The organism is Rhizobium sp. NLR10b (assembly GCF_019685435.1).
Lineage (GTDB): Bacteria > Pseudomonadota > Alphaproteobacteria > Rhizobiales > Rhizobiaceae > Rhizobium.
In genome coordinates this window covers 352659-366323 of record NZ_JABDWV010000004.1, presented here as the reverse complement: position 1 = coordinate 366323, position 13665 = coordinate 352659, and the positions used below count along the sequence as shown (strand labels likewise).

At 61.1% G+C, this 13665-nt stretch carries 14 protein-coding genes; 11 read left to right on the top strand and 3 right to left on the bottom strand.

Going from position 1 to position 13665, the window contains the following annotated elements; genetic code table 11:
* The first annotated feature begins 25 nt into the window (after positions 1-25).
* Complete coding sequence (locus HJB91_RS08835) at positions 26-193, top strand: hypothetical protein (protein WP_210629146.1); 168 nt, start codon at positions 26-28, stop codon at positions 191-193.
* On the opposite strand, the gene HJB91_RS08830 is transcribed toward HJB91_RS08835, so the two are convergent.
* Both HJB91_RS08830 and HJB91_RS08825 read right to left on the bottom strand, forming a co-directional pair.
* Positions 190-1071, bottom strand: a complete 882-nt coding sequence (locus tag HJB91_RS08830) for a LysR family transcriptional regulator (protein WP_210629145.1) — start codon at positions 1069-1071, stop codon at positions 190-192. The genes HJB91_RS08835 and HJB91_RS08830 overlap by 4 nt on opposite strands.
* Positions 1071-1382 (bottom strand): putative quinol monooxygenase, encoded by a 312-nt coding sequence (locus tag HJB91_RS08825; RefSeq protein ID WP_210629144.1) that lies wholly within the window; start codon positions 1380-1382, stop codon positions 1071-1073. Before HJB91_RS08825 ends, HJB91_RS08830 begins: the two co-directional genes overlap by 1 nt.
* A gap of 165 nt (positions 1383-1547) precedes the next feature.
* Here HJB91_RS08825 and HJB91_RS08820 point away from each other — a divergent pair, with 165 nt between their 5' ends.
* From HJB91_RS08820 to HJB91_RS08775, 10 genes are all read left to right on the top strand, one after another.
* Positions 1548-3044 (top strand): CoA-acylating methylmalonate-semialdehyde dehydrogenase, encoded by a 1497-nt coding sequence (locus HJB91_RS08820; protein WP_221154410.1) that lies wholly within the window; start codon positions 1548-1550, stop codon positions 3042-3044.
* A 152-nt stretch (positions 3045-3196) separates the two neighbouring features.
* Positions 3197-4279, top strand: coding sequence for a YjgN family protein (locus HJB91_RS08815; RefSeq protein ID WP_221122639.1), 1083 nt, complete (start codon positions 3197-3199; stop codon positions 4277-4279).
* Positions 4269-5318: a M48 family metallopeptidase gene (locus HJB91_RS08810; RefSeq protein ID WP_221154408.1), complete on the top strand. Its 1050-nt coding sequence runs from the start codon at positions 4269-4271 to the stop codon at positions 5316-5318. Before HJB91_RS08815 ends, HJB91_RS08810 begins: the two co-directional genes overlap by 11 nt.
* Before the next feature lie 110 nt (positions 5319-5428).
* On the top strand, positions 5429-5911 hold the full coding sequence (gene rirA / locus HJB91_RS08805; RefSeq protein WP_210629142.1) for an iron-responsive transcriptional regulator RirA: 483 nt from the start codon (positions 5429-5431) through the stop codon (positions 5909-5911).
* Positions 5912-6243: 332 nt separating this feature from the next.
* Positions 6244-7839, top strand: coding sequence for an ABC transporter substrate-binding protein (locus HJB91_RS08800; protein ID WP_221154406.1), 1596 nt, complete (start codon positions 6244-6246; stop codon positions 7837-7839).
* Positions 7840-7926: 87 nt separating this feature from the next.
* Complete coding sequence (locus HJB91_RS08795) at positions 7927-8931, top strand: ABC transporter permease subunit (protein WP_038686996.1); 1005 nt, start codon at positions 7927-7929, stop codon at positions 8929-8931.
* Between the two features lie 9 nt (positions 8932-8940).
* On the top strand, positions 8941-9831 hold the full coding sequence (locus HJB91_RS08790) for an ABC transporter permease subunit (RefSeq protein WP_210629139.1): 891 nt from the start codon (positions 8941-8943) through the stop codon (positions 9829-9831).
* On the top strand, positions 9831-10847 hold the full coding sequence (locus HJB91_RS08785) for an ABC transporter ATP-binding protein (RefSeq protein WP_210629138.1): 1017 nt from the start codon (positions 9831-9833) through the stop codon (positions 10845-10847). Before HJB91_RS08790 ends, HJB91_RS08785 begins: the two co-directional genes overlap by 1 nt.
* A complete protein-coding gene (locus tag HJB91_RS08780) occupies positions 10844-11797 on the top strand; it encodes a peptide ABC transporter ATP-binding protein (RefSeq protein WP_210629137.1) in 954 nt (317 codons plus the stop codon). The genes HJB91_RS08785 and HJB91_RS08780 overlap by 4 nt, the downstream gene beginning before the upstream one ends.
* Before the next feature lie 26 nt (positions 11798-11823).
* Complete coding sequence (locus tag HJB91_RS08775; protein ID WP_221154404.1) at positions 11824-12363, top strand: gluconokinase; 540 nt, start codon at positions 11824-11826, stop codon at positions 12361-12363.
* Here HJB91_RS08775 and HJB91_RS08770 read toward each other — a convergent pair.
* Entirely contained in the window at positions 12353-13600 is a 1248-nt protein-coding gene (locus tag HJB91_RS08770; protein WP_221154402.1) for an FAD-binding oxidoreductase, read from the bottom strand. The genes HJB91_RS08775 and HJB91_RS08770 overlap by 11 nt on opposite strands.
* Positions 13601-13665 lie beyond the last annotated feature (65 nt).

Genomic DNA, 13665 nt, shown 5'->3' with positions numbered 1-13665 from the left:
ATCGCAAACATAAAGGGAGGCGGTCATGTCCGTGCCCAACGAACCCATTCCCGATCAGCCGCCGATGCCGGCGCCCGGCTGGAAGCCGGTGCCGCCGATCACCGAACCGGAGCCGGACCGACTCCCCGACGAAGCTCCTGTTCCCAACCCCGATGAGAACGACGAGCCGGCCAAGCACGTTTCGGGAATTTAAAGGAAGATGTGGCGCTCGGCACGGACGAGTTCCTGTAGGAAGTCGACGACACTGCGGACGCGGACGAGGTCGCGCGCGGTTTCGTGATAGGTCGTCCAATAAGCCCGTCGGATCGAAATGTCAGGCAGGATGCGCTGCAGTTCCGGATATTGTCGGGCGATATAATCGTGCAGGATGCCGATACCCGCGCCTGATCGCACCGCCTCCGTCTGGCCAATCGCCGTCGAGATTTCAAAGCCGGCGTCCCAGCTGCGCATTACCTCGCCGGAGAAATTCAGCGAGGCGGTGAAGATCAGATCCTCGACATAGCCGATGCGCGGATGCGCCTTCAGCGCTTCGACATCGCCGGGTCTGCCGTTCGAGGCGATGTAGTCGCGCGAGGCATAGAGGCCGAGTGTATAGTCCGTCAGCTTGGAGGAGACGAGCCGGCCCTGTTCGGGACGTTCCAGCGTGATGGCGATATCGGCCTCACGCTGCGACAGCGAGAAAGAGCGCGGCACCGGCACGAGCTGGATCTTCAGCTCCGGATGGCGCTCGATCAGCCTGCCCATGCGGGGTGCCAGGAAGGAGACGCCGAAACCATCGGGTGCGCCGACGCGCACCGTCCCGGCAATCGCCGTGTCGGTGTGGCCGAGATTGGCCTGCGCCGCGAGCATTTCGGTTTCCATCCGCTCGGCGGCATTAAGGAAGATGCCGCCTTCAGCCGTCAGCTCGCAGCCATTCGTCCGGCGCACGAAGAGCCGCGTCTTCAGCGCCTCTTCGAGTGAGGTCAGCCGACGTGAAAGCGTGGCGTGGTTAAGCCCCAATCGCTTTGACGCGGCGAGGATCTGGCCGGTTCGGGCGATGGCGAGGAAGATGCGAACGTCGTCCCAGTTCATCACTTGGCCCGCATTGCAATCGGATCGACATCGATCAGCGTCAGCGACGTCACCATGCCGGCCGTCTCGCTCTTATATTTGAGGAAATGCGGTGTCCGCAGATGCGCCTCATAGGCCTCCTGGTCGGCGTAGACTTCGAGAATACGAACGCGGTTTGGAGCCTCTCGGATGGAAACAGCGCTGAGTGAAAGGACACCCTCTTCCAGCGTGACCGAAGCCTCGATCTCCTCCGTCAGCAATGCCCGATAGGCGTCGAGCCTGTCGGCGGCGATCGCCACATCCGCCATTCGCACGACCGGATTTTGGCTCATCGATTGACCCTCCCTGAGTTTGACTTGTCCGCATGCCGCTCCAAGTTTGGGAGCAGCAGCGCCTGCATCAGAACTATAAATTGTGCACAACGGTTGCTTATATCATCGCGTTGATTTGTGCAAATTGAAGTGCGAATGTAGGCCATCCAAACAGGAGGAACATTCATGCGTGAGATCGGACATTTCATCGGCGGCAAGCAGGTCGCCGGCACCAGCGGCCGGGTCAGCAACGTCTACAATCCGGCGACCGGCGAAGTGCAGGCGACCGTCGCCCTCGCCAGCGTCGAGGAGCTTCGCGCCGCCGTCGAGAACGCCAAGGCCGCGCAGCCGAAATGGGCTGCCACCAACCCGCAGCGCCGCGCTCGCGTCTTCTTCAAGTTCGTCGAGCTCCTGAACAAGCATATGGACGAACTTGCCGAATTGATTTCGAAGGAACACGGCAAAACGATCGAAGACGCCAAGGGCGACGTCATTCGCGGCCTCGAAGTCTGCGAATTCGTCTGCGGCATCCCGCATCTCGCCAAGGGTGAGTTCACCGAGGGCGCGGGTCCGGCGATCGACATGTATTCGATCCGCCAGCCGGTCGGCATCGGCGCCGGCATCACTCCTTTCAATTTCCCCGGCATGATCCCGATGTGGATGTTCGCGCCGGCGATCGCCTGCGGCAATGCCTTCATCCTGAAGCCTTCCGAGCGTGATCCCTCCCTGCCGATCCGTCTTGCCGAACTGATGATCGAGGCCGGTCTTCCGGCGGGCATCCTCAATGTCGTCAACGGCGACAAGGGCGCCGTCGACGCCATCCTCACCGATCCGGATATCGGCGCCGTTTCCTTCGTCGGCTCCACGCCAATCGCCCGCTACGTCTACGGCACGGCGGCGATGAACGGCAAACGCGCCCAGTGCTTCGGCGGCGCCAAGAACCACATGATCATCATGCCGGATGCCGATATGGACCAGGCCGTCAACGCGCTGATGGGCGCGGGCTACGGTTCGGCCGGTGAGCGCTGCATGGCGATCTCGGTTGCCGTTCCGGTCGGCGAAGAGACTGCCAACCGCCTCGTCGAGAAGCTGACGCCGAAGATCGAGTCGCTGCGCATCGGCCCCTATACCGACGACAAGGCCGACATGGGCCCGCTCGTCACCAAGGAAGCCTATAACCGCGTTCGCGGCCTCATCGACCGTGGCGTCGAGGAAGGCGCCAAGCTCGTGGTCGATGGCCGCGCCTTCAAGCTCCAGGGTTATGAAGACGGCTATTTCGTCGGCGGCTGCCTGTTCGATCACGTCACGCCTGAGATGGACATCTACAAGACCGAGATCTTCGGACCCGTCCTCTCCGTCGTTCGCGCCCAGAACTACGAGGAAGCGCTGTCGCTGCCGATGAAGCACGAATACGGCAACGGCGTCGCGATCTATACCCGCGACGGCGACGCCGCCCGCGATTTCGCCTCGCGCATCAATATCGGCATGATCGGCATCAACGTTCCGATCCCGGTTCCGCTCGCCTATCACTCCTTCGGCGGCTGGAAGGCATCGAGCTTCGGCGACCTCAACCAGCACGGCACGGATTCGATCAAGTTCTGGACGAAGACCAAGACCGTCACCGCCCGCTGGCCGTCCGGCATCAAGAGCGGCGCCGAATTCGTCATGCCGACGATGAAGTGACCGGACACATCGATCTGCAATTCGGGGGCCTTTCGGCCCCCGTTTTCGATTTAAGGTTGTTGATTTCTGCGCCTCTTTGCTTTTCAGATAATGCGTCCACCGCGATTCCCATCAAGGGTGGTTGGGCAAGTGTGCTGGGGGAAGCAAAGATCATGGATAACAGAGTGTCCGCGGGCTCCGCGGCAAATGCGTTCGAGCGTGCCCGGTTCACCGGCACGGCGTCCGAATATTTCGGCATCTGGATTGTCAATGTCCTGCTGACGATCGTAACGCTCGGGATTTATTCCGCCTGGGCGAAAGTGCGGCGAAACCGTTACTTCTACGGCAACACCGTCCTGCTCGGCCGCGCTTTCGAATATCACGCCACCGGCAAGCAGATCCTCATTGGCCGCCTCATCGTCTTCGCTTTCATTGTTGTGGCCAACATTCTCGCGACGATCCATCCGCTGTTCTCACTTGTAACCACGATCCTGGTGCTCATCGCTCTGCCCTGGCTGATCGCCAGAGGCCTTCGTTTCAACGCCCGCGTGACGAGTTACCGCAACGTACGGTTTGATTTCACCGGCACCGCCGGCGGTGCCTTCGTCTCTGTGTTGCTCGGAGGATTCGTCGCTTTCCTGTCGCTAGGCCTGCTTGCGCCCGTCGCCAGCCGTTGGCTCAACCGCTATATCCTGAACAATCTGCGCTACGGAAACCGGCCGTTCCAAACCGATCCTAGGGTCGGAGCGCTTTATGGTGCGCTCGTTGTCCCGGCGCTGATAGTCGTGGTGGGAGCGGTCCTTGTCTCTACGCTTGGTTCGACGATGATTGGATGGCTTCAGGCCTATAACGCAGATGGAGTCAGGAGCGAACTCGGTGATGCCTTAACGGCGGTCGGACTATACGCAATCTTCTTCACTGTCTTCATCGTGTATGGTCTTGCGAGCATCATCTATCGGGCTGACGTCCATAACATGGTGTGGTCGTCGACGTGGATTGATGGCCGGCACAAATTGCGAAGCGATCTTTCTCCAGTGCGCTATGCCTGGATAGCCATATCAAATGTCTTTGTCACAGTGCTCACCCTCGGCTTGATGCGTCCCTGGGCGGCGGTCCGCCTGGCGCGTTATGTTGCCGAGCACACGGCAATCCGCATCGACGGCGAAATCGGGGAAGTTTTCACGCAGATTCAAACGACAGGTGCGGCCATCGGTGCGGAATATATGAGCATGGAAGGGATCGATTTTGGTTTCTGACACAGAGACCATTGCCAAGGGGGAATGGTTTCCGCCGCATTCGAGCGGCGCCGTTCCCGCGCGCCTGCGGTCGCGCGGCGGCCGCCTGGTCGCCATGACCGAAGAAGACGCAATTCTTTCTGACGGCGATGCTGGGCAAGTCTCCTTCACGCCGCGTGTCGGGTCGATCCCGCGGCGCGCCGTCTTTGCCAATGGCTCGGTTTTCGAAAGCGCGGACAACGATGCCATCGATGCTTTCCTTCGCGGCGCGGGCAGAAGCGGCTGGGTGCATCGGCTGGAAGAATTTCATCCGCGCATCTTCGTCTTCGTGATCGCCGTCCTTCTGCTTGCCGTTGGAATCTACCGTTATGCACTGCCGGCCCTGGTCGAAGTCGCCATCTTCGTGACGCCACCTGTCGTCTCCGGGGCGATATCGTACGGCGCTCTCAACACGCTGGATAATACCGCGATGAAGCCGAGTCGCCTGACGGACCTCCGGCAGGCGGAAATTGCCGGTCTCTTTCGGCAGGTGGCCGCCAATGCCGAGGGCGGCGCCGAGCGTTACGTGCTGAATTTCCGCGATGGCGGCCTGATCGGTGCCAATGCTTTCGCGCTTCCGGACGGCAACATCATCATCACCGATCAACTGGTGGACCTGGCGGGTGGCGACGATGAGATGATATCAGGCGTTCTCGCTCATGAGATCGGCCATGTCGAATATAAACATAGCCTCAGGCAGCTCTATCGCGCGGCGGGCGTCGCCGGTCTCGTCATGCTGATTGCCGGCGATATCGGTTCCGGGGTCGAGGATATCCTGACCCAGGGCGGTGGCCTGCTCGCATTATCCTATTCCCGCAACGCCGAAGCCGAAGCCGACCGGCGCTCCGTCGAACTGATGGGCGAGGCCGGCATGAACCCGGCCTCGATCGCCCGGTTTTTCGACCTGCTGGAGGAAGAACTCGGCGATCGCTCCGGCACCAGCATGCTGTCCAGCCACCCCGGCACGCCCGAGCGCAAGCAGGCAATCCTGGATTATGCCGGCGCTCTGAAGCAGGATTGATCTCGCGGCAAATGGCCTCATAAGCTGAATGCGAATTTCATATTTTGGAATTGTTCAAAACTACCAAACCGCCTATATACGTCTGAACAGGCACGAGTCAGGAGATCGGCATGCGGTTGACGAAGCAGACCAACTATGCGGTTCGCATGTTGATGTATTGTGCTGCCAACGAAGGGCAGCTGAGCCGGATTCCGGAAATTGCCAAGGCCTACGGGGTTTCCGAACTCTTTCTTTTCAAGATCCTGCAGCCGCTGAACAAGGCCGGTCTGGTCGAAACCGTGCGCGGCCGCAACGGCGGTGTGCGCCTGGGCAAGCCGGCACCCGAGATCACGCTCTTCGACGTCGTCCGGGTCACGGAAGACAGTTTCGCCATGGCCGAATGCTTCGAGGATGACGGCATGGTCGAATGCCCGCTGGTCGACAGCTGTGGCCTGAACTCGGCGCTGCGCAAGGCGTTGAACGCCTTCTTCGGCGTGCTCTCGGAATATTCGATCGATGACCTCGTCAAAGCCCGACCCCAGATCAATTTCCTCCTCGGAATTACCGGCGAGCACCACTACCGCAAGCCGGCGGCCGTTGCCCCCGCCGCCTGATTTCAAGAAACAGGTCTGACTTATGAAACCGCGGTTGCCTCGGCGATCGCGGTTTTTGTTTGCGCCATCCGGTTGCACCCAGGGGTGCTGAAATGTCCAACATGCGCTGCTGAGAGGCGCAATTGTCCAGAATGCGACGAAATCCCGGACATTTTTGTCCGAATATTTCCGAATGAGGCCGATTTTTGACCAAAAATTTCTAAAATTGTCCAGCTGGAAAAATTTTCTCCGTAGGCCGTTGCTTTCAGTAGATAAATGTCGTTCCATCGACCGTCGATCGGGATGCCTACGGGTCTCCAGACATCAAAAAAGAACAACCGGGAAACAATACTATGAAAAAGATCTCTGTCATGCTGGCAGCGACGGCCTTGATTTCGGTCATGGCGACGTCCGCCTGGTCCAAGACCCTTGTTTATTGCTCCGAGGGTTCGCCGGAAGGCTTCGACCCGAGCCTCTATACGGCAGGCACGACCTTCGACGCGTCCTCGCGCACCGTCTACAGCCGCCTCGTCGAATTCAAGCATGGCGGCACCGAGATCGAACCCGGCTTGGCCGACAGCTGGAGCGTTTCGGACGACGGCAAGGAATACACTTTCAAACTTCATCCCGGCGTCAAGTTCCAGACCACCGACTTCTTCACGCCGACGCGCGATTTCAACGCCGACGACGTCGTCTTCTCCTTCGAGCGCCAGCTGAAGTCCGACAATCCTTGGAACAAGTATGTCGAGGGCGGTTCTTACGAATACGCCGCCGGCATGGGCTTCCCGGAACTGATCAAGTCGGTCGAGAAGGTCGATGACCTCACCGTCAAGTTCACGCTTAACCATCCCGAAGCGCCGTTCCTGGCCGACCTCGCCATGGACTTCGCTTCCATCATGTCCAAGGAATATGCCGACAAGCTTGCAGCCGACGGCAAGATGGCACAGCTGAACCAGCAGCCGCTCGGTACCGGCCCCTACACCTTCGTCGCCTACCAGCCGGATGCCGTCATCCGCTACAAGGCCAACGAAAGCTATTTCAAGGGCAAGGAAAAGATCGACGATCTGGTTTTTGCCATTACCTCCGACGCCGCCGTCCGCGCTCAGAAGCTGAAAGCCGGCGAATGCCACCTGATTCCCTATCCGAATGCCGCCGACGTTCCTGAACTGAAGAAGGACGGAAATCTGACGGTTCTGGAGCAGCCCGGCCTCAACGTCAGCTACCTCGCCTACAACACGCAGATGGCGCCCTTCGACAAGCCGGAAGTTCGCCGCGCGCTCAACATGGCAATCAACAAGCAGGCGATCGTCGATGCCGTCTTCCAGGGCGCGGCAACCGTTGCCAAGAATCCGATCCCGCCGACCATGTGGTCCTATAACGATGCCGTTCAGGACGAGAAGTATGATCCGGACGCCGCCAAGAAGGCTCTGGCAGATGCCGGCGTCAAGGATCTCAGCATGAAGGTCTGGGCGATGCCGGTGTCGCGCCCCTACATGCTGAACGCACGCCGCGCTGCCGAACTGATCCAGGCCGACTTCGCCAAGATTGGCGTCAAGGTCGAGATCGTCACGCATGAGTGGGCCGAGTACCTGAAGCTCTCCTCCGATGTGAAGCGTGACGGCGCCGTCATTCTCGGCTGGACCGGTGACAATGGCGATCCCGACAACTTCATGGATACGTTGCTCGGCTGCGATGCCGTCGGCGGCAACAACCGCGCCCAGTGGTGCAACAAGGAGTACGACGACCTGATGACCAAGGCCAAGCTGACGGCCGATGTCGGCGAGCGCACCAAGGCCTATGAGCAGGCGCAGCTGATCTTCAAGAAGGAAGCCCCCTGGGCGACCCTCGACCATTCGCTTGTCTTCGTTCCGACGAGCAAGAAGGTGTCGGGCTTCAAGATGGACCCGCTCGGCATTCACCGTTTCGACGGCGTCGACGTATCCGAATAACAAGAATAATGTAAAAATGCCCGGCAGTGCTGGGCACAGCCGGCGGTCAGGACCCTCCTGACCGCCGGAAACTATTGGACATCTGCCATGTTGCGCTTTTTCATCGGCCGCCTTGCGGTGCTGATTCCGACATTCCTCGGCGTTTCCCTGATTGCCTTTTCTTTCATCCGCCTGCTGCCCGGAGATCCCGTGATGCTGCTCTCGGGTGAACGCGTCATGGCGCCGGAGCGGCACGCCCAGATCATGCACGATCTCGGTTTCGACCGGCCCATGTATATGCAGTATTTCGATTATCTCGGAAAAGTGCTGCAGGGCGATCTCGGCACCTCGATCGTCACCAAGCGGCCCGTTCTCGGCGAATTCCTGACATTGTTTCCGGCAACGCTGGAACTGTCCTTCTGCGCCATCATCCTTGCGGTCTGTCTTGGCGTGCCCGCCGGCGTCTTTGCGGCCGTCAAGCGAGGCACGTGGTTCGATCAGAGCGTGATGGGTGTCGCCCTCGTCGGTTATTCCATGCCGATTTTCTGGTGGGGTCTGCTGCTCATCATCTTCTTCTCCGGCTATCTCGGCTGGACGCCGGTATCCGGCCGCATCTCGCTGATGTATTTCTTCAAGCCGGTGACCGGCTTCATGCTGATCGACAGCCTGCTGTCAGGTCAGAAAGGGGCCTTTGCTTCGGCCGTCAGCTATCTCATTCTGCCGACCATCGTACTGGCGACCATCCCGCTCGCCGTCATCGCCCGCCAGACGCGCTCGGCCATGCTCGAGGTTCTCGGCGAGGACTATGTCCGCACCGCACGCTCGAAAGGTTTGAAGCCGCTGCGCGTCGTGGGCGTGCATGCACTGCGCAATGCAATGATTCCCGTCATCACCACGATCGGCCTGCAGATCGGTGTCCTTCTGGCAGGCGCCATCCTCACCGAGACGATCTTCTCCTGGCCGGGCATCGGCAAATGGATGGTCGATTCGGTGTTCAAACGCGATTACGCGGTGGTGCAGGGCGGCCTTCTGCTGATCGCCGGCGTCATCATGCTGGTCAATCTGATTGTTGACGTCCTCTACGGCTTCATCAATCCGCGCATTCGTCACTAGGAGCGGTCCATGAGCACGGTCACCGTTAAAACCGGCCAGCCATCCGCTCTTGCGGAATTCTGGCACTATTTCTCCCGCAACAAGGGCGCCGTCATCGGCCTCGTTGTTTTCGTCATCATCCTCGTCGTTGCGATCTTTGCACCGGTCTTTGCGCCACATGCGCCGAACGAGCAGAACCGGGAGGTGCTGCTCGCCGTGCCTTCCTGGATGGAGGGAGGCCACGCCTCCTTTCCGCTCGGAACGGATGCCGTCGGCCGCGATATCCTCTCGCGGCTGATCTACGGCGCGCGGTTCTCGCTCTTCATCGGCGTCGTTGTCGTCACACTGTCGGTCATATGTGGTGTCCTGATCGGCCTCGTCGCCGGCTACTTCCGCGGCCGGATCGATACCGCCATCATGCGCTTGATGGACATCATCTTGGCCTTCCCGTCGCTGCTGCTTGCGCTCGTTCTGGTGGCGGTCCTCGGCCCTGGTCTCACCAACGCGATGATCGCGATTTCGCTGGTCAACCAGCCGCATTTCGTGCGGTTGACCCGCGCCTCGGTCATTTCAGAACGTGAGAAGGAATATGTGATCGCCTCGCGTGTTGCCGGCGCGGGCACGCTGCGCTTGATGTTCAAGACGATCCTGCCGAACTGTCTGGGGCCGCTGATCGTTCAGGCGACGCTTGCCTTCTCAGCGGCGATCCTCGATGCCGCCGCCCTCGGCTTTCTCGGCATGGGCGCTCAGCCGCCGACACCCGAATGGGGCACCATGCTCGCCGAGTCCCGCGAATTCATCTCGCGCGCCTGGTGGGTCGTGACATTTCCGGGCCTCGCCATCCTTATCACCGTTCTTGCCATCAACCTGATGGGCGACGGCCTGCGCGATGCGCTTGATCCCAAACTGAAGAGGTCGTGATGCCGCTCCTCGAAATCGAAAATCTGACTGTCGAATTCCAGACATCATCCGGTCTTTTCCGCGCCGTCGACGGCGTGTCGCTGACTTGCGACAAGGGCGAGATCCTGTCGGTCGTCGGCGAATCCGGCTCGGGCAAATCCGTTGCCATGCTGGCCCTGATGGGGCTGCTGCCCTGGACCGCCAGGATCACCGCCGACCGCATGCAGTTCGATGGTCAGGATCTGCGCGGCATCTCCGCCCGTCAGCGCCGCCGGATCGTCGGCAAGGACATGGCGATGATCTTCCAGGAGCCGATGTCGAGCCTGAACCCGTGCTTCACGGTCGGTTTCCAGCTCGGCGAGACCCTGCGCGTCCATATGGGCCTCAACCGGAAAGAGCGCCGCGAACGTTCGATCGAACTCTTGAGCCTCGTCGGCATTCCGGCGCCGGAAGACCGCCTGTCGAACTTCCCGCACCAGATGTCGGGCGGCATGAGCCAGCGCGTCATGATCGCCATGGCGCTCGCCTGCAATCCGAAGCTTCTGATCGCCGACGAGCCGACGACGGCGCTCGACGTGACGATCCAGGCGCAGATCCTCGATCTGCTTGTGCGCCTGCAGAAGGAGCAGGGCATGGCGCTGGTGCTGATCACTCATGACATGGGTGTCGTCGCCGAAACCGCGGAACGCGTGCAAGTGCAATATGCCGGCCAGAAGGTCGAGGAACAGCCGGTGAAGGCGCTCTTCCGTGATCCGCATCATCCCTATACGGCAGCCCTGCTTGCGGCTCTGCCGGAACGCGCCCAGGTCGGCCATCGTCTCCCCTCGATCGCCGGCGTCGTTCCCGGCCAGCACGGTCGCCCGACAGGCTGTCTTTTCGCGCCGCGCTGCGGCTATGCCACGGTCGAATGCGATCGCGGCGTCGTGCGCCAGGGACCGGAACTCGGGCGGGCGCTGTGTAACTATCCATTGAAGGACGGTAAGCCACTCGGGCATCCCGGTGTCATGCGCGTTGAAACTGCAGGAGACCTGGTATGACGGGCGCTGTTCTCGAGGGCAGGGATCTCGCCCGTTTCTACACCGTCAACCGCGGTCTCTTCAAAGCCGACGCCACGGTCAGGGCGCTGAACGGCGTCAGCTTCAGCCTTCATTCCGGCAAGACGCTCGCCGTCGTCGGTGAATCCGGCTGCGGCAAGTCGACACTCGCCCGTCTGGTCACGATGATCGAGGATCCGACAGCCGGCGAGTTGCTGATCGACGGCAAGCCGGCGCGGGTCGGCGACCGCAGCCTGCGCAGCCAGGTGCAGATCGTCTTCCAGAATCCCTATGGCTCGCTCAACCCGCGCCAGAAGGTTGGTGCAATTCTGGAAGAGCCGCTGAAAATCAATACCGATCTCGACGCGAGCGCCCGCCGCCGCAAGGTGGAGGAGATGATGGCCCGCGTCGGGCTGCGCCCGGAACATCACGGCCGCTACCCCCATATGTTCTCCGGCGGCCAGCGCCAGCGCATCGCAATTGCCCGCGCGCTGATGCTGCGGCCGAAGGTGCTGGTGCTCGACGAACCGGTTTCGGCCCTTGACCTCTCGATCCAGGCGCAGGTGCTGAACTTGCTTATGGACCTGCAGAAGGAGATGGGCCTTGCCTATCTCTTCATCTCGCACGGCCTCTCGGTCGTCCATCACATCGCCGACGAGGTGATGGTGATGTATCTCGGCCGCCCGATCGAAACCGGTCCTGCCGCCGAAGTCTTCGCCCGTCCGCGCCATCCCTATACGGCCGCCTTGCTGTCGGCGACCCCGATCGCCGATCCCGAGCGGGAGAAGAACCGCATCCGCCTGCAGGGCGAACTGCCGTCGCCGCTGAAGCCGCCGTCCGGCTGCCACTTCAATCCGCGCTGCTGGAAGGCGCAGGACTATTGTCGCCAGGTTTCTCCCGAATTAAGTGGGGAAGGCGCACAACAATATGCCTGTCATTTCCCGCTCGACTGAGCGGGAGCCGCCGTTTGAGAGGAAACATGCAGGACCATCGGATCAACAGAGCCCATGCGATCATCGTCATGGGGGTCAGCGGTTGCGGCAAGTCCTCGGTCGGCGAGAAACTCGCTGAGGCCTTGCATCTGGCCTTCCTCGAAGGTGATGCGCTTCATCCGGCCGCCAATGTCGAGAAGATGTCGAAGGGCATTCCGCTGACCGATGAGGATCGGATGCCCTGGCTCGACTTGATCGGCAAACGGATGCAGGCCTCGCTGGAAAAGGGCGAGGGCATCATTGTCTCCTGTTCGGCGCTGAAACGCATCTATCGCGACAGGCTGAGGGCTGCTGCCGGCAGCAATCTGTTCTTCGTTTACCTCGAAGGGTCGAAGGCGTTGCTGACGAAGCGCATGGGCGAGCGCAAGGGGCATTTCATGCCGGTCTCGCTACTCGAAAGTCAGTTGGCGACACTCGAGGTGCCGACGGGCGAACCCGAAGTCGTCACCGTCGACATCGACGATACGATCGACGGCATCACGGCAACGGCCCTCCGGGGTCTCTCCACCCTCGGTGTTATGGCTTGAAGCGCTGCGGCGAATAGGCTGAGATATCGATGAACGGAACCTCGCCGGTGATGAGTTCCGCCAGCACGCGGCCGGTAACGGGCCCGAGCGTCAGTCCATGATGGGCGTGGCCGAAGGCGAACCACAGGCCCTGATGGCGCGGCGCCTTGCCGATGACAGGCAACATGTCCGGCGTGCAGGGGCGCGCGCCCATCCATGGTTCGGGATCGAGCCTTCCTCCGAGAGGGAAGATCGTACGCGCCACGGCTTCGGCCCGGTCGAGCTGCACCGGCGTCTTCGGCGCGTCGAGCATTGCGAACTCCGCCCCTGTCGTCAGGCGGATGCCGCGGTTCATCGGCGCCAGCAAATAACCGCGCTCGGCATCGAGGATCCAGTTGTTGAGCATGGCATTGCCCTTGGCGGCATAATGCATGTGATAGCCGCGCTTGACGCCGAGGGGAAAGGAATAATCGAGCCGGCGCGTCGCGACGGCTGCCCAGGGACCGAGCGCAAGGACCGCATCCTCCGCTTCCATTGCACCTTCGCTGCTCATGATCTTCCAGCCGGCGCCGAACTGGCCGAGCGAGGCGGCGTCGCCTGTGACGAAGCGGCCGCCGAGGCTTTCGAAATAGCGGCGATAGGCCGATGTCAGCGCATGCGGATCGAGCACCGACCAGGGATCGCGCCAGCGGATGCCGCCGGCGAAACGGACGCTCATATCGGGTTCCATGCGTGCGATATCGGCCGACGTCAGGCTGTCATAGTCCACTCCGAATTCATTCTGCCAAAGCGCGGCCTCCGCTAGGGCCTCGTCGCGCTTGGCCTCCGTCCGGAAGATCTTCACCCAGCCGTTCTTGCGGATCAGCGCCTGCGCCTGCGCCGCCTCGATCAGGTCCTTGTGCTCGGCGATCGAATTTTCGATCAGTGGCGCATAGGCCCGGGTGATGACCGCGTGTCGCCGGGCATTCGAATTCCACCAGTAACGGGCGAGAAAGGCGAGCTGTCTCGGCAGCGTACTGAGATGATAATGCGCATCGATGCGGTTGTTGAGCGCATAACGCAGGAGAAGGCCGAGTTGCTGGGGAAAGCCGTAAGGTGCCACCCCCTCGCGCTGGATCAGGCCGGCATTGCCGAAGGAGGTTTCGCTGCCTGGATCCTTGCGGTCGATCAGCGTCACCTGCCGACCGCGCCGCTGAAGATGGATTGCCGTGGACACCCCCACGATACCAGCGCCGAGCACGATTGCGTTCTTCGTCATTCCCCTGCATTCCGCATTGTTCCAGATTGAAAATGCCCCTGCCGATCCCGCCGCGCAAACGAAAA